Raw genomic sequence first — 16,232 nt, forward strand, 5'->3', positions numbered from 1 at the left:
CGAGCTGTCCCTAAAAATACATATTATTATCCGTTCACAACCGTCCCGCCGTTAATATGAATCATTTGACCGGAGACATAAGAGGAATCCTCCGATGCCAAATAAACATAGGCCGGAGCCAATTCAGCAGGCTGACCCGGACGTCCCATTGGAGAATCAGTACCGAATTCTTCCACCTGCTCTCCATCAAAGGATGCTGGAATGAGTGGAGTCCAAATGGGACCAGGAGCTACACCGTTCACCCTGATTCCGCTGCCAACGATATTCTCTGACAAGGAACGCGTTAACGCTACAATTGCACCTTTGGTCGCGGAATAGTCCATTAATACAGGCATTCCTTTGTAGGCCACCACAGAAGCGGTGTTGATAATGGAACTTCCTTTATCCAGATACGGCATGGCCGCCTGAATAAAATAAAAATAGGAAAAGATATTCGTTTGGAACGTACGCAGTAATTGTTCTTCCGAAATATCCTCGATTTTCTCCTGCACATGCTGTTCAGCGGCATTGTTCACGAGAATATGTAATCCTCCCAGTTCTTCCGCTGTCTGCTTTACAACATCTGTGCAAAAATCCTTTTGACCAATGTCACCAGAATACAACAGACATTTGACGCCATATTTTTCTACCATTTGTTTTGTTTCTTTTGCATCCTCATGTTCATCAAGGTAGACGATGCTGACATTTGCTCCTTCTTTTGCGTAGGCAATGGCGACTGCCCGGCCAATCCCGCTGTCCCCGCCAGTGATGATGGCATTTTTTCCTTTTAGTTTTCCGCTTCCCTTGTAGTTTGGGTTGTCGCAGATTGGTTCTGGAATCATATCGTTTTCATCACCAGGTTGTTTACTTTGTTCTTGTGGCGGTTGGCCCTCTGTTTGTACGGTATAAAATCGTTCTTTACTCATTTTCTCCACTCCTTTTTATCGAGGTCTAAATAGCAAGGCTGATAATATTTCTTTTGTTTATATAGTCAAAAGATAAAGAGACAGCCTTTTTTAATGGCTGTCCTTATCATTCTTATCTATATTTGAAGCACTTGTTAGTTATTTGAGCTGCTGTTGGAGCTGTTTGAATTATTCGAGCGGTTCGAGTTGTTCGAGCTATTTGAGCTGTTCGAGCTGTTCGAGCTGTTCGAGCTGTTTGAGCTGTTTGAGCTGTTCGAGTTGTTCGAGCTGTTCGAGTTGTTCGAGCTGTTCGAGCTGTTCGAGCTGTTTGAGCTGTTCGAGCTGTTCGAGCTGTTCGAGCTGTTCGAGCTGTTTGTGGTATTGGAGTTGTTCGAACTGTTACCGCCTTTTTGGCCAATTTCTTCGAAGTGCTCTTTGCCATGTTCGTTTAGCGTTTTATTTCCGCCTTTTTGTCCAATTTCCTCGAAATGCTCCTGACCATGCTCCTGCTTTGTCTTCTCTCCGCCCTTGCGTCCGCGCTCCTCATAGGTCATTGTGGAGGTGTTAGAGCTGTTGTTGTTAGAGTTGTTATTAGAGTTGTTGTTACTATTATTGCTATTGTTATTTGCCATGTCGATTCCTCTCCTTATAAGTAATTTTTTAAAAATACCTAAGTAGCTAACCTACATCCAACCGTCTACTTCACGTTCCGCCTCTTCTCTCGACTTCCCGTGTCGTTCTTGAATTTTGCCTACCAGCTTATCACGATCTCCTTCAATTTGTTGAAGATCATCGTCCGTGAGATTTCCCCATTTCTTCTTAGCGTCGCCTTTCATTTGGTCCCACTTACCTTTCATGGTTGTCTGATTCATGATCATCACCTCCCACTTCAATTTGTGACATCTGATAGCTCGTCACTAGTTACTTCATTCCTCTTCCACAATTTTTAAAACCTAATTATTGGCACAAACTCTTTTTCCAATCTTTGGAATAATCAACTCTAATAAAATCAATAAAAAATTATTGGTTTAACATTTTTCACGCTAGGGAATTACCTTCTGTGTAGACGTTGAAAAAAAATTCCAAAACAATAGAGGAGGAAAATCACATGTTATGGACAATCTTTGTTGTACTTTTAGTTCTATGGTTACTTGGTTTCGCGATGGAAATTGGCGGAGGACTTATTCACATTCTTCTGGTGTTGGCCGTACTGGCTATCGTGTTTAACCTTTTCGGAAAAAGACGTGGCGTCAGGTAACAAATAGCCAATTATTAGTAGGAGTAACAGGAGTGGCTGAAGGGCATACCAAATGTACAGCTACTATGTCAGATGTTTAGGAGGCATTTCACTATGTTATGGACCATCTTTGCTGTATTACTTATTCTTTGGTTACTTGGATTCTCTTTTGATATCGCAGGGAACCTCATTCACATTATCCTTGTATTAGCACTAATCGCATTAGTCTTTAACCTATTTACTGGTCGCAGAAGGCCTTAGGTATAGAAAATAAAGAAAAAAGCTGGAAAGAATCAGTGTTGGTCACTGAAACTTTCCAGCTTTTTTGTGGAAAATTACTCTGAAGCCGCTATTGATCTCCGCAAAAGACTTCGCTTTCCTAGGGGCTGACGTGAGCCTCCTCGGCTTCGCCTGTGGGGTCTCCACCTAGCGCTATCTCCCTCAGGACAAGGAAGGCTCCGGCAGCGATACATCGCACGAAGAAAATGCGTAGCATTTTCGAGGAGTCTTCGCCATTTGCTCCAATCATCAGCTAGGTTATCTTTTCTACTGCAATATTCTTTTTGCTTCGAAGAAACGTTGGAGGCCGGTGATGATTTCGACTGCCAGGAATAGTAGGGTGGTCCAGAGGACGAAAGCAGGTAGTAGCATCATGAGGGTAAGTAAGATAAAGCCTTCTGTTCTTTCCGCAAGTCCGGCCTGATAGTAAAAGGACTTCATTCCCTGCTTTTCAGAAACAGCCCCTACAGTTAAAAAGACCGTAATCGAAAAAATGATGGACACGCTTAATAATAATAACGCCCACTGTATTTCCGGGTAGACAAAAGCCACGCCGAGGATAACACTGATCTCGACCAGCCGGTCAAATGTGACATCCATCACCGTTCCCCATGGAGAAGATTTGGTCTTGCGGGCCATGGTGCCATCGACCGCATCAAGGAAGCCCGAGATCCACAAAACCAAAACTGCTATGATTGGCAGACCAAAATAAAAAAATGCTCCAGATGACACGCCGATACAAAATGAAATGACCGTGACTTGATTTGGTGTCAATCCGAACTTCAACATTTGCTCCGCCGTTTTTGATATTAATGGCTGTACATATTTTCGGGCATGTGTATCAAGCATAAGAACCTTCCTTTGTATGAGAAGTATTTTCAAAATCAATTTTTAAAATGAATAAGATCCTGTTCTTTTTGCACCGTTACCCATACTTGTTGGGATAGGTTTAAATCTTCCGTTGAAGGAAGTGTAAGCTTTTGATTGAGTTCTTCCATCTCTATATCATAAAAAAGACTGCCATGTTTTACTTTTTTCTGTACTACTGACCCTTTATATGACTGGTAGCTTGATTCTGAGTGTTCTTTCATTACTTTTAACTTTTTCGAATGAACAAATGAACTATTACCTATCAGAAGACCATCGGAATAAAATTTTGCGACGAAAGGTGTTGCCGGCTCTTCATACACATCCATCGGTGCACCAACCTGTTGGATTATCTGCTCGGCAAATACCACAACCCTATCCCCCATCAACATAGCTTCTTCTATATCATGAGTGATAAAAAGGCTTGCAATACCTTCTTTTTTCAATAAATTTCGCACCCATAACCGTAATTCGTCCCTTTTCTCATTATCGATACTGCTAAAAGGTTCATCCAAGAGCAAAAGTTGCGGATTAGTGATTAGTGCCCTAGCCAGGGCAACCCTTTGCTGTTGTCCGCCTGAAAGCTCGTAAGGATAATTTTTTCCGTATCCATCAAGCCCAACTTTCATTAAGAAATTGGTAGCCAGTTCTTTTCGCTTGGCTTTTGATCCTTTTCGTTTAAAAGATAAACCAATCATGACATTTTCCAAAACGGTCATATGCGGAAACAAAAGGGGCTGCTGAAACATCATGACAATGGGACGGTGATTGGCCTGCATGGAGGTGATATCCTTTTGCCCTACTTTGATGGTACCAGCTGAAACGGGTTCCAGCCCAGCGAGGCACTTCAACAAAGTGGATTTCCCGCTTCCTGAAGGACCAACAACACTAATGATTTCACCTTGATTGATTGTCAAATTCATATGACGGATGATACTTTTCTCTCCATATTTTTTTGATACGTCTTCTATCACTATTTTTTCACTCAATCTAAGAACACCCTTTTCTGATAAGGAATCACCAGTCGAAACACTAGTTCAAACCCGATCATCACACAAATAGGAAGCAATGCAAAAACGATGGAAAAACTCGCAATGACTGCTTCGTCCACTGACGTCAGGAACGGAAAATATAACATTGCTAAAGTCAATACGTTTCCACCACCAATGATGGACGTGAGCGCATATTGACTTAGGGAAATAACAAAAATCAAAAACACCATACTACGGAAGCTTGGCAATAATTGCGGCAAGTAAATTCTGTAGAGGATTGCTCCTTTTGTGCCTCCGAGCGAGCTTGCTTGTTCTTCCCACTTCTGTCCAAGTCTTTCAAAACCCGATCTTAAAATTTTTATAGAATATGGTACCGTCGGAATGAGGTGAACAAATACGACACCTAGCCACTGATCCGCTAAACCCAATCGTATCATGGTAATATGAATTCCCATCGCCACGGCGAGACTCGGGATGAGGATTGGGAGGAGAAGCACCACTTCAACCAGCGCTTTCCCCCTGAAAGAGTGAAACGCAAGTGCTCTTGCGGCCGGTACAGCAATGACCAGGTTGAGGAGAATAACGACCACTCCAATCAAAAGCGTCATTCCAATCGCAGAGTAAAAGCGGGCATCATTCAGCAGGACGGTGAAACCTCTTCCAGAAAAAGAAGTTGGGATGATATCTCCCCACCGCCAACCGTAGGATATACTCTTCACCAGCAATAACAGGACTGGAAGAAAGAGAACGAACGCAAAAATTATATATAATATGCTCCAGTTTCTATTCCTTCTCATCTTACATCCCGTTTCCTTTCATCATCCTGTACCTTGATCTTGAAACCAAACTTAACAAGATGATAAGCATTCCAAAAATTATCGCAGTCACTGTTATCATCACAGCAAATGATTCCGGCCTTTTACTCCAGTCTCCTTGGTAAAACCACTCATAGGTAAGGACAGATACCATTTTGGGATAGGTCGTGCCAAGTAAATAAGGCACCTCAAACGCCGCCAAGATAAAGGCAAAAACAATCAGCCCCGCTTCCATTAGCACTGGAAACAACCATGGCCACTCGACTGTTTTAAACACATGCCATTTATTGCCGCCAAGCGTCTTCACCACATTTGGCAAATCGCGGTTCAGCTGTGCATAAACAGGGAGGAGCATCAGGACGACAAAGGGAATCTCTTTTAGCGTGTAGGTAATAATGATCCCAATCCCATAGCGGTCATTGGTCAGGATCGGAAACTGATCTGGACTATCTATAAGGGACAGTTCATGGAGCAGGGTGGAAAACCACCCCGTCTGAGAAAAAAGCAAAATCATCATATATCCCCAAACAAAGTGAGGAAATAACATTGGCAGCCAGACAACGGTTCGTGCCAATTGGTTTTTCAAGGTTTCAAATAGAAATTTTGTGAGTAAAAGTCCCAATATGAGAGACAACGTCGTGGAAATGAAGGCAATCCGGAGACTATATTTTAACGATTCCAGGAATGCCTCGTTTCCGAATATTTTTTCATATGCCTCCAGCGAAAATCCGTTCAAGGTTGTCACACTCTCCTGTGCCGCCATAAAAAGTCCATACACGACAAGGCAGAATGTGAAAAGAAAAGCAGGAAGGAGCGCAAGACTCCAGCTATTGTTTTTGAACCACTTCATTGACCCAATGCTCCTTCAACCAGTTCACATATTCGGCATCCACTTCCGGTAACAGGCTTTCGCTTAATGTTTCCGGGGATAGGACAGATGCTCCTCGATCCATGTTAGCCAGCTTTTCTTGCGCCTCTTCTGGCAGCTTTGTCGGATCCAGTGCCATATTTTCACCCCAATAAGTGGATTCGTATTTGGCAAGCTGCGCATCAGGTGACATCAAGAAATCAATGGCCGCCATTGCCCCTGCTTTATTTGGACTGTTAAACGGGATGGCCAGGAAGTGAGTATTTCCGATAGAACCTGAATCTAACACAAAGGATTTAGTACTTTCAGGGAATACGCCGTCCTTGATAAGACTTTCCGCCCTCGCCTCGTTATACCCCATTGTCATCCACACTTCCCCTTGGCTATATAGACGGTCCAGATCCGTTAGAGTTGCCGGGTAAGTTTCCCCTTTTCTCCACAGGGAGGGTTGGATTTCACGGAGGTAGTTCCAGAGGGCGTCTTCGTGTTCTGCTAAAACCTCTTCATTGTAGCCGTTTTCTAATAATTTCTCCGGTCCGCCCACAGCATCGTACAGGACATGTCTTAAGAACGCGTTGCCTGTGAAATCATTGGCGTCAGGATATGTGAACTTACCTGGATTTTCTTTTATCCAACCTTTTAGCTCTTCTAGGTTTGCTGGTGGGGTCTGCACTTTTTCTTCGTCATAAAGGAAAACAAACTGCACTTTGCCCCATGGTGCCTCCAGTCCTTCTACTTCTGTACCGAAATCGTATTGGACGTCAAGGCTTTCGGTGTCGACATAATTTTGGTAGTTAGGCAGTTTTTCACTAAACGGTCCGTAAAGAAGTTCAAACTCCTTGGCATTCTTGAAGTTCTCCCCGTTTATCCAGATAATGTCGATGGTACCTTCTTCTTTGTTTGCACGCTTTTCCGTAGATAGTTTCTGCAGGATTTCATTCGTATCCATTGGGACTCGCTCTAGTTCGATGTTATGGGTTTCTTTTAGATTTGGTGCGACCCATTCATCCATGTAGCGGTTGATTCCTTCATCTCCGCCCCACATGAAAATTCGGACCTTGGTACCGTCAGCAAGGTCAGTTATGTCGCTCCACTCTTTTTCATTTAGTTCTTCGGTGGTGTCGCTGTTGTTTGAGTTTGTGTTCGAGCAGCCAGCTGCGGCAATTAATAGTACAATCAATAGTGATAATGCCAATAACCTTGTCTTCATCATGGGCGTCCCTCTTCTCTCTTTATCGAATCTATCTCTATCTATATATATAACACTTTCCTTTTATACTTTAAAATGTTGGTATGTTTGTGGTGGGTTTAGGTTCTTTAGGAACCTAACGTTTTTGGTGGAGATTTGGATCACTTTTGGGGTAACTTTTTGGTGGGAGGGCTGATGGACGAGGGGCAAGCGGAATGATTTTACTTCCATTTTAGACAAATGTCCGAAGATTTTTGTTTTTTGACCGAAGTTTTGGAGTATTTGACCGAAGTTTTGACAAAAGTGACCGAAGATTTCCGGAATTTGACCGAACGAATTTTTCAGATGACCGAACGTCTCGAAATGTTGACCGAACCCCGCAGTGTAAATGTCCGAACCCTAACAATAAACAGGTTAAGTTGTCCAAAGCTCCCACTTAATTGACCGAACGGTTTAAAAGCATCAAAAAACACTTAAAAATCACCTAAAAATCCGTAATTCCCCCCAAAACCTAAAAAACGCACAGATCAACTCGCCAAAAGAATCAATCTATGCGTCCATTTATCCGAAGAGACCCATCTTATTTCGTCAATGCATCCGTCAACACTGGAACAACTTGCTTCTTACGGGATACCACACCCTTTAATAATGCTATGTTGTTTTCAAGTGTTACATTGTACGCTTTTTCTACAACTGGCGCCTGGGAACCAAGTGCAAGTGCAACAGAATCATTTTCTAAAATATCCGTCACGACAAGTAAAAACAAATCTAAGTCCTTGTCCGCAACGTTTGCAGTGATTACTGCTTCCAACTCCTCTTGTTTTGCAAGAACGTCATTTGTGTCAACCGTGTTTACTTGCGCGATTTCCACTTTGTAGTTGCCCATTTGGAATTCTTTCGCATCTAAGGAGATAAGCTGTTCTACTGTTTTGTCGCTAAGGTCCGCTCCGGCTTTTAGCATGGCAAGACCGTACTCTTCTGCATTCACTCCCGCGATTTCAGCTAGTTCTTTTGCAGCTTGTACATCTTGCTCCGTGCAAGTTGGAGATTTGAACAATAGAGAATCAGAAATGATGGCAGAAAGCATTAAACCAGCAACTGGCTTAGAGATTTCCACACCATTTTCCTTGTATAGCTTGTTTAGGATTGTTGCAGTGCAACCAACAGGCTCCGCACGGTAGTATAAAGGATCAGCTGTTTCAAAGTTTGCGATACGATGGTGATCGATTACTTCCAACACGCGAACTTGATCGATGTCACTTACGCTTTGTTGGCGCTCGTTGTGATCGACTAAGATTACTTCCTTCACTTCATTTGCAACAGTTTCCACTAAACGCGGCACTTCGCTGTTGAATTCTTTTAACGCATATTCTGTTTCACCGTTTAATTCACCTAAGCGAACAGGCTCTGCGTCCATGCCTAATTGCTTTTTCAACTCTGCATAAGCGATTGCTGAACAGATGGAATCTGTATCTGGGTTTTTATGTCCTAGTACTAAAACTTTTGTCATGAGTACTCTCCTTGCGTATATGTTTTATCGAGCTAATTCTACTAACTCTTCCACTTTGTATATTACCTTAAAATATCTTCTGATTCAAAATGAAATTATGTTCCTCTATTAAAGGCAGGAACTTTTTTACTATTTTTTGTATTATGTTTCCGTTAACGAATTCTTTCTTCCTTTACATAGACTTAATTTTATGAAAATAGTACCACCTATTTATTCTGACGCTCCCAACAAGAGTAAAACTATTCATTTTAAAAAATCTGAATATTCTTATAAGAATTTGAAGCTTGATCCCCTCTTCCTTACTATTAATATACGGAATATCTTTAGCTTTCCGAAATACTAGTTTGCTAGGAGGAACAAAGTTGAAAAAGAACTTTCTCGTAAAAACTTCTATTGCAGGGATGCTCGTCTTTTCTGCTATGGCCCCGATGACGTTTGCCCATGACAGATTAGATGAAACCGGTTTATTAAAAGGGGAACGGACACTGTATGATGATTTGGCAGTCCCCCAGCTTTACGGCAGTAAAAACTTGAAACACCTTAAAGAAGTGGCTGCACCTGAAATGAAAGTAATTAGAGAAGATGGCAAACAAAATACTTTTGCAGATGTATATTCCCATAAAGGCTATGCTTATGTAGGAACCCACACCCGAAACGGAGGAAATGGCGGAGTGCGGGTATTTGATTTAAAAGATCCAGCCAACCCTAAGGAGATTTCCGTATTTGCACATAACGATATCCCTGGAACATGGCAGGAAAAAGTTATTGTAAAATCCGTTAGTACCCCTGACTTTAAAGGAGACCTTGCCGTGGTCAGCGTGCAGGAATTGAACCGCAATAACCCAAATTCTAAAGGCGGTTTCCTTTTATATGATGTGACAAATCCAGCTGAGCCAGTAAAGCTTGGATTCTGGGAAGTGACAAAACAAACGACAGGGACCCATGAATTGTATTTAACCACCCAAGGCAACCGCGCATTGGTGCTTGCCGCAAGTCCTTATGCCGATTATTATAGCCATGGTGAGTCTCGTGATTTCCAGGTGGTGGATGTCTCTAATCCAGCTGAACCGACAACCCTTTGGCAGTTTGATCCTAGGGAGCTTCCAGAAGTAGCAGAAGACTTTAACGGCTATCACTGGCAATCACCTGATGGGAAGACCCGCCCTGTATTCAATCATAGCGCCATTACTGATGACAATGGCCGTTATGCATATGTTTCCATGTGGGACTTGGGAACGGTCATTTTTGATTTGAAAGATCCGGAAAACCCTGAATACCTTGGACGTACTGATTTTGCTGCGAAACAACAAGGCTCTGCCCATTCAGCTGCACTCGCAAAGGGCGGGACGATTCTTATTGAGACGCGTGAAGTGTATCAACCTTTAAAATCAGGTTTTGAAGCTGCTTTTGGATATACCCGCATTTTTGATATTAAAGATAAGACAAACCCTGTCTTATTGAGCGAATTCAAAACAGACCTAACTCATGATATTCCAGAAGGTGCGCCACCTACCTATGCGACCTTCTCCAAAACGGTGCATGATCCAAAAGTTCACGGAAACACATTATATTTGAGCTATTATGCTGGCGGGGTTGTTGCTGTAGATATCACTGATCCAAGTGAACCGACAGAGATTGGCAGATATACCCCTGAGCGATCTGATGTATGGGGTGTATTTGTAGACAGAAACTATGTCCTTGCTTCCGATATCGGATCCGGATTAAAGGTTTTATTGAAAAATAACAGCAATAAGTCGGATAAGTTTGTAGAATAGCAAGTAAAAACGCCGAATCAGTAAGTTGATTCGGCGCTTTTCGTGTGGATGTAAGTTGTTTGAACTTAACAGGGTGCAAGTTGATGCCAAAATGGGCTGAGTTCGTGCCGAAACTTGGCAAGTTCGTCCCAAAACACACCGAGTTCGTGCTAAAGCTCCTTCCCCTTAATAACAGAAAGTCCCCGCCTTACCCATTCTCCTCTTTCAACTTTTTCATCCGTTTGATCCAGTCCTCAATTTCTGCATCTATTCGATCAAGCTCATCGTTCATTTCTTTGTCCTTTTTCGCATGAAGTTCTTCCTTTAATGCTCGCATCGTTTCTTCATATTCTTCAATCCTTGTAAGTAGAGCAGCTTCCTCTTCTTCTGTAATCTGTTCTGCTTCCCTAAGGGAGCTTGCAGCCTCTCGGAATCGTTCTGTTTCTTTGTTGATGGCATTTTGAATGGTTGATTCCATGTTACTGAGGTCTAGATTTGCAAAGGAGACGGCAAAGGTCCCTTTCGGAGATGCAAGCGATTTGTTCATCAAATCCAAGTTATCCGGCAACCATTTGTATTTCATGCTGTTCTGCAGGTCGTCTGCATTGTCAGCAGAAATGTATTCCCCGTTTCCTGCAGCCGCCACTTCCTTCAGCTGATTTTCTGATTCTTTGTCGACATTGAACCCGATGATGTTCACATGACGGCCTTCTTTTTCATCAGCAAAGGCTTGCGCTTCCTCTACCGGGTTGCCGTCGCACGTTTCCATTCCGTCACTTACAATATAAAGAGTAATGTCCCCTTCATATGCAGCACTATCCTCACCAGCCGTTTTAATTGCTTCAGCAAGCGGGGTCCATCCTTTCGCTTCTACACCTTGAACTGCTTCAAAGAATGCTTTTTCGTTATACGCCTGTGCCGGATAGACCTCATCTATCGTAGTACAGGATACTTGCATATCTTTGTCCTCTTGGGAACCGGCGTGCCCGTAAACATAGAGAGAAACATCACTGTTCGTTCCGATTGTTTTACCAAAGCTCAAAACGGCGTCCTTGGCCACCTTCATTTTCTGCTGGCTATTTACATCCAACAGCATACTGGAGCTAGCATCCAAGAGGATTAACGCTTTTGCAGGCGTTCCCTGCCCATTAGGTGCTTCATCGTTCAGCTCAGGCTCGGGCAGGAGCGGTTCATTAAAAGAAGGCTCATAGTTTGCTAGTTTTCCAATTGCCTCAGGGTACGCGCTGTTTCCTAATAGGTGGATAAACGCCTTCAATAATGTATCCGTTTCTGTGGATTCTGCCGTAACGCTTTCCATATGTAAAAGAAAATCATCTTCCATCCCGCTTAAAGAATTGAGTGAGGGCCAAATACTGGTTTCCTCTTTATATTCAATATCTCCAGTCATTGTACCGGACTGAATGGCTACAAACTCTTCTAGATTGGAAGGTATCACCACTTCATTCAACTTCCCAAGAACTTCCTCACCAGAAGCTGCTTTTTCATCTTCAGGCTCTTCTTCTTCGGTGTTTTTCTTTTCCTTAACTTCTTCCTCTTGCCACTCTTCTTCATTAGATGAATTAGATGGCTCAGTTACTGTGTTTTCCCCTTTGGAGCAACCTCCAAGTATAAACATGGTTATACTAAGTAACGTTATGATTAAACGCATCTGTTTCCCTCCATTTCTTCTATAAGTAGGATAACTATCACTGCTCTTCTTTTCCAATGAAAAATATTCCAAAACACAAAAAAGGGACGCCTCCTCTGGATGAAGACGCCCTTACGTTTCCAATTGTTGTATTTAATCTAGTTGCCTAATACCCGTTTCTTCAGTCATCCTTTGATGCCCGCGGTCATCAGTACAAGGCTCCACCGTTCGCGCTTCCTGGCTCTCTTTTTCATTCGTCAGCACCAATATCCTGCCGTTCTCCACATCAGTTGCATACATTGGTGCATCTCGGTCTGAGAGACCTAGCTCTAGCAGTTTGTTGCCCACTCCTCTTGGTGCTTGCGCCTCATCTGGCAAGAAAAGCTTGTCGACCATAGAATCGTCTTCTTCTGATGTAATGTGTTCTACCCTTGTGCCTATGGGGTAGTCAAAACCAATTTCATCCCCAAGCGCAACCACGACAATCTCTTCTGCACGGTATCCCTGTACAATCAAGCCTTCCACTACATTTCTAGCTTTTTTCTCTGTATCATATACACCTAATATCGTTTTTTTCATTATCGTTTCCTCCTAGGAAAAGAATAGCTCTTTTCTCTATACATTCCCCCGTGGAAACAGTTGAAACACTCTTACAGAAATTTCCTAACACTTATCCGAATTGAGCATGATGCAATCTGCTATAGATTCCTTCTGCCTCAATCAGTTCCTCATGTCGGCCTTGTTCTGCAATGCCGTCTTTCGTCACAACCATAATACGGTCTGCATTTTTAATAGTGGCAAGGCGGTGGGCGATGACCAGCGTTGTCCGGTCTTTAGAAAGCTCTGTCAAAGACTCCTGGATAGCGCGTTCCGTTTCGGTATCAAGTGCGGACGTCGCTTCATCTAAAATCAGAATAGGCGGGTTCTTCAGGAAGATCCGTGAAATGGCAAGTCGCTGCTTTTGACCGCCAGACAATTTTACCCCACGTTCCCCAATGACGGTATCAAGCCCCTGAGGCTGTGTGGAGATGAATTCATCCAGCTGGGAACGTCTTGCCGCCTCCATGATTTCTGCGTCTGTCGCTTCAAGTTTTCCGTAAGCAATATTTTCTCGGATCGTTCCGGAAAAAAGAAACACATCCTGCTGCACGATGCCTATTTGGCTCCGCAAGGATTCGAGCGTCAATTCGCGGGTATCATAGCCGTCAATGAGGATGCTGCCTTCCTCTAATTCATAGAATCTTGGCAAAAGACTGCAGAGTGTTGTTTTTCCAGCACCTGAAGGTCCAACAATCGCAACCGTTTCTCCCGCGCGGACAGTAAGATTGATATTTTTCAATACTCGCTCATTACCCTCATAACCAAAAGAAACATTACGGTAATGAATTTCCCCTTCGAGATCCGCATGGACCGCACCAGGTGCATCTGCAATATCCGGTTCCGTATCCATGATTTCTGTATACCTTTTGAACCCCGCAATTCCCTTTGGATAGCTCTCAATTACTGCATTTATTTTCTGGATAGGTCCTAGTAAAATATTGGAGAGCAGGATAAAAGCGACGAATTCCCCGTAGCTAAGCTCCCCGCGTATAACAAAAAAGGTTCCAAATAGCAGTGTAAATAACGTCACAAGACGCATCAGCATGTAGTTAGCCGTGACATTCTGAGCCATGATTTTATAAGAAGCAAGTTTCGTAGAGCGGTAGCTTTCATTGTTTACTGCAAATTGCTTTTGTTCGTGTTTTTCGTTCGCAAAAGCCTGCACCACGCGGATTCCTCCGATGCTGTCCTCCACTCTTGCATTTATTTCTGCCACGTCACTGAACATTCTGCGGAACGTTCGTGTCATTTTCTTGTTAAAATGAATGGCCAGGATCATTAGTAGCGGAATGACTAAGAATGATAGAATAGCAAGCTTCCAGTTGATGGTGAGCATGATGAAAAACGCGCCTATAAGCGTCATCAAGGCGACAAACACATCCTCAGGTCCGTGGTGGGCAACTTCTCCGATCTCCTCTAAATCCTTGGTTAGCCTAGAGATGGAGTGCCCTGTTTTATTATTGTCGTAATAACCGAATGAAAGCTTCTGCATGTGCTGAAATAACTTTCTGCGCATGTCGGTTTCAATATTAATCCCGAGCATATGGCCCCAATAGGTAACCACATAATGAAGCCCGGTGTTGACGGCATAAATGGCAAGCAATCCGATGCACGCCCAGACGATAAGCGTCCAATTTTCCTGTGGCAAAAGCCTATCAATCACCTGGTTTACGGCAACCGGAAATGCAAGCTCCAACAAACCTACCAAAACGGCGCAGGAAAAATCCAAAATAAACAGCCACTTATATGGCTTATAATACGAGAAAAACCGTCGTACCAATGCTTCCACACCCTTTTTTTATTTGTTATGTATCTTGCTTTTTTTATTTCGACACTCTAATGATAATCATTATCATTTAAATTCTACTATACTACCCTTTGCTGATGCACGTCAATGAAATTTATGTTAGATGTCTACTTTTAGAATGGGAACTTATTGGGATGAACGAAGCAACTCCAGGAGGCGAAGAAGGATGTTTATGGGAAGGGTTTTAGCAAATTAGGCTTTCGGACTTAATTGATTTTGAAGTAAAAAATGCGGGAAATGATCCCCTTTTGGGTTCTAAAAAACCATTCGGACAACTTTCCCAAAGGTTCAGACATTTTATTACCTTTTTTGGTCGGGGTTCGGACATTTACAGAGGGATGTTCGGTCAAACATTTTGCGCCTTTGGAGGTAGTATGAAAAGTGGACATTGGGATTGGCGTCATGTTTTAATCAAAACTAACAGATAAAAGGACGTGTTAAACATGACGAAAAAGAAAAGCTACTCTCCAGAGTTTAGGGAATATGTGGTGAAACAAATCGTATTGGATGGACACAAGATCGTTGACGTTAGTCAAAAACTAGATATCCCATATGATACATTACAAAAGTGGGTATATCGCTTTAAGAAAAGACAGAAAGAAGCTGCTCAACAAGCTCAAAATCAATTATTAACAGCTTCTGAATACAAGGAAATGTATGAAGCTGAAAAGAGAACTAAGCTTGAATTACAGGAAGAGATAGATATCTTAAAAAAGGCCATGCACATCTTCACGCAAGAAAAGAAGTGATTTTCGAATTCATTCATTCCCACCGGAATGAACACACCGTGGTGTTGATGTGCAGAGTTCTTGGTGTGTCTACATCTGGCTATTATTTATATGTGAAGCGATTGGGCCGTGAGGAAACGAAAAATGAACAATGGAGAAAGTACGTTGATGAACGTATTCTCTTCCATTTCGCTGATAACCACGAAACATATGGTAGTGTGAGAATTCACCGTAAGTTAGTGAAAAAAGATAAAATAAATGTTTCTCCTAAAACGGTCGCCAATCGCATGAGAGCGTTAGGTTTGTTTGCCACACCGCCTAAAGTATATACCGTCACAACAGATTCTCAACATTCCAATCGTACATATAACAATAACTTGAATCGTGAATTTAACCCAGATGCCCCCAACAAAGTTTGGGTGACAGATATCACCTATATCCCTACACATGAAGGTTTCTTATATTTTAATCCAATCCTGGACTTGTTCGGCAGGAAGGTTATTAGTTATGCCATGGATGACAAAATGGACCGTTCCTTGCCTCTTCGAGCTTTGAGAGAAGCTATAAAATTACGTCAACCGAAGAAAGGTTGGATACACCACTCAGATAAAGGCAGTCAATATTGTTCCAATGACTATATTGACGAGCTCAAAGAAGCAAAAGCGAAAATTAGTATGAGTAGGAAAGCTACACCCTACGATAATGCCTGTGCAGAGTCGTTTTTTGCCTCAATGAAAAAGGAGTATCTGAATAAATATGTGTTTAAAACAAAGGCAGAAGCTATGGGAGCAGTGCAATTCTATGTTGAGTTTTACAATAGGAAGAGGATGCATTCCACACTAGAATACGCCACACCCAATGAGTACGAATTGGCATACTTTAAGGCGCAAGCAGAAGACGCCAATAAATCTCATTTAACCTCTGCTTAGAGGATCAATTCGGTTTTAATTGATCCTCTAAGTAGAGGCGTGCAAGCGAAGTGAATACGTAGCGCGGAAGAAAAAAATACGCCAATCCTATACGTATTGATGTCTATTTTATTGACAGAACTCCA

17 protein-coding genes are annotated in these 16,232 nt (G+C 42.6%); 5 read left to right on the forward strand and 12 right to left on the reverse strand.

The annotated features are described in order from the left end of the window. Positions 1 to 26 precede the first annotated feature (26 nt). The 3 genes from HF078_RS10045 to HF078_RS10055 form a co-directional block, all read right to left on the reverse strand. Positions 27 to 905, reverse strand: coding sequence for an SDR family oxidoreductase (locus tag HF078_RS10045; protein ID WP_169291020.1), 879 nt, complete (start codon positions 903 to 905; stop codon positions 27 to 29). 134 nt (positions 906 to 1,039) lie between these two features. Then, a complete protein-coding gene (locus HF078_RS10050) occupies positions 1,040 to 1,516 on the reverse strand; it encodes a hypothetical protein (RefSeq protein ID WP_169291021.1) in 477 nt (158 codons plus the stop codon). A 51-nt stretch (positions 1,517 to 1,567) separates the two neighbouring features. Continuing rightward, positions 1,568 to 1,756, reverse strand: a complete 189-nt coding sequence (locus HF078_RS10055; RefSeq protein ID WP_169291022.1) for a CsbD family protein — start codon at positions 1,754 to 1,756, stop codon at positions 1,568 to 1,570. A 236-nt stretch (positions 1,757 to 1,992) separates the two neighbouring features. Here HF078_RS10055 and HF078_RS10060 point away from each other — a divergent pair, with 236 nt between their 5' ends. Both HF078_RS10060 and HF078_RS10065 read left to right on the forward strand, forming a co-directional pair. Next, positions 1,993 to 2,142 carry a lmo0937 family membrane protein gene (locus HF078_RS10060; RefSeq protein WP_169291023.1) on the forward strand — a complete coding sequence of 50 codons (150 nt, stop codon included), beginning with the start codon at positions 1,993 to 1,995 and terminating at the stop codon, positions 2,140 to 2,142. 93 nt (positions 2,143 to 2,235) lie between these two features. After that, positions 2,236 to 2,382, forward strand: coding sequence for a lmo0937 family membrane protein (locus HF078_RS10065; RefSeq protein ID WP_169291024.1), 147 nt, complete (start codon positions 2,236 to 2,238; stop codon positions 2,380 to 2,382). Between the two features lie 285 nt (positions 2,383 to 2,667). Here HF078_RS10065 and HF078_RS10070 read toward each other — a convergent pair whose 3' ends face one another. From HF078_RS10070 to HF078_RS10095, 6 genes are all read right to left on the reverse strand, one after another. Then, complete coding sequence (locus HF078_RS10070) at positions 2,668 to 3,249, reverse strand: CDP-alcohol phosphatidyltransferase family protein (RefSeq protein ID WP_169291025.1); 582 nt, start codon at positions 3,247 to 3,249, stop codon at positions 2,668 to 2,670. 35 nt (positions 3,250 to 3,284) lie between these two features. Further along, a complete protein-coding gene (locus tag HF078_RS10075; protein WP_169291026.1) occupies positions 3,285 to 4,256 on the reverse strand; it encodes an ABC transporter ATP-binding protein in 972 nt (323 codons plus the stop codon). After that, entirely contained in the window at positions 4,253 to 5,056 is an 804-nt protein-coding gene (locus tag HF078_RS10080; RefSeq protein WP_169291027.1) for an ABC transporter permease, read from the reverse strand. The genes HF078_RS10075 and HF078_RS10080 overlap by 4 nt, the downstream gene beginning before the upstream one ends. Position 5,057: 1 nt before the next feature. After that, positions 5,058 to 5,924 (reverse strand): ABC transporter permease, encoded by an 867-nt coding sequence (locus HF078_RS10085; protein WP_169291028.1) that lies wholly within the window; start codon positions 5,922 to 5,924, stop codon positions 5,058 to 5,060. Further along, positions 5,902 to 7,155, reverse strand: a complete 1,254-nt coding sequence (locus HF078_RS10090) for an ABC transporter substrate-binding protein (RefSeq protein ID WP_169291029.1) — start codon at positions 7,153 to 7,155, stop codon at positions 5,902 to 5,904. Before HF078_RS10090 ends, HF078_RS10085 begins: the two co-directional genes overlap by 23 nt. Before the next feature lie 556 nt (positions 7,156 to 7,711). Continuing rightward, positions 7,712 to 8,641 (reverse strand): manganese-dependent inorganic pyrophosphatase, encoded by a 930-nt coding sequence (locus HF078_RS10095; RefSeq protein ID WP_169291030.1) that lies wholly within the window; start codon positions 8,639 to 8,641, stop codon positions 7,712 to 7,714. Positions 8,642 to 9,003: 362 nt separating this feature from the next. On the opposite strand from HF078_RS10095, the gene HF078_RS10100 reads away from it, so the two are divergent. Then, positions 9,004 to 10,416, forward strand: a complete 1,413-nt coding sequence (locus HF078_RS10100; RefSeq protein ID WP_169291031.1) for an LVIVD repeat-containing protein — start codon at positions 9,004 to 9,006, stop codon at positions 10,414 to 10,416. Between the two features lie 187 nt (positions 10,417 to 10,603). Here the strand turns inward: HF078_RS10100 and HF078_RS10105 are convergent, their stop codons facing one another. The 3 genes from HF078_RS10105 to HF078_RS10115 form a co-directional block, all read right to left on the reverse strand. Next, positions 10,604 to 12,064, reverse strand: a complete 1,461-nt coding sequence (locus tag HF078_RS10105; RefSeq protein ID WP_169291032.1) for a vWA domain-containing protein — start codon at positions 12,062 to 12,064, stop codon at positions 10,604 to 10,606. A 132-nt stretch (positions 12,065 to 12,196) separates the two neighbouring features. Then, positions 12,197 to 12,622, reverse strand: a complete 426-nt coding sequence (locus HF078_RS10110) for a general stress protein (RefSeq protein ID WP_169291033.1) — start codon at positions 12,620 to 12,622, stop codon at positions 12,197 to 12,199. Positions 12,623 to 12,713: 91 nt separating this feature from the next. After that, positions 12,714 to 14,423 (reverse strand): ABC transporter ATP-binding protein, encoded by a 1,710-nt coding sequence (locus HF078_RS10115; RefSeq protein ID WP_169291034.1) that lies wholly within the window; start codon positions 14,421 to 14,423, stop codon positions 12,714 to 12,716. 470 nt (positions 14,424 to 14,893) lie between these two features. On the opposite strand from HF078_RS10115, the gene HF078_RS10120 reads away from it, so the two are divergent. Together HF078_RS10120 and HF078_RS10125 are read left to right on the forward strand one after the other, a co-directional pair. Beyond that, the gene (locus HF078_RS10120) at positions 14,894 to 15,199 is read left to right on the forward strand and encodes a transposase (protein ID WP_168862612.1); all 306 of its coding nucleotides are present in this window, start codon (positions 14,894 to 14,896) and stop codon (positions 15,197 to 15,199) included. Next, positions 15,196 to 16,107: an IS3 family transposase gene (locus HF078_RS10125; RefSeq protein WP_346775331.1), complete on the forward strand. Its 912-nt coding sequence runs from the start codon at positions 15,196 to 15,198 to the stop codon at positions 16,105 to 16,107. The genes HF078_RS10120 and HF078_RS10125 overlap by 4 nt, the downstream gene beginning before the upstream one ends. The last annotated feature ends 125 nt before the right edge of the window (positions 16,108 to 16,232 follow it).

Origin of the sequence: Bacillus sp. RO2 (genome assembly GCF_012911845.1) — a bacterium.
GTDB lineage: Bacteria > Bacillota > Bacilli > Bacillales > Bacillaceae_I > Sutcliffiella_A.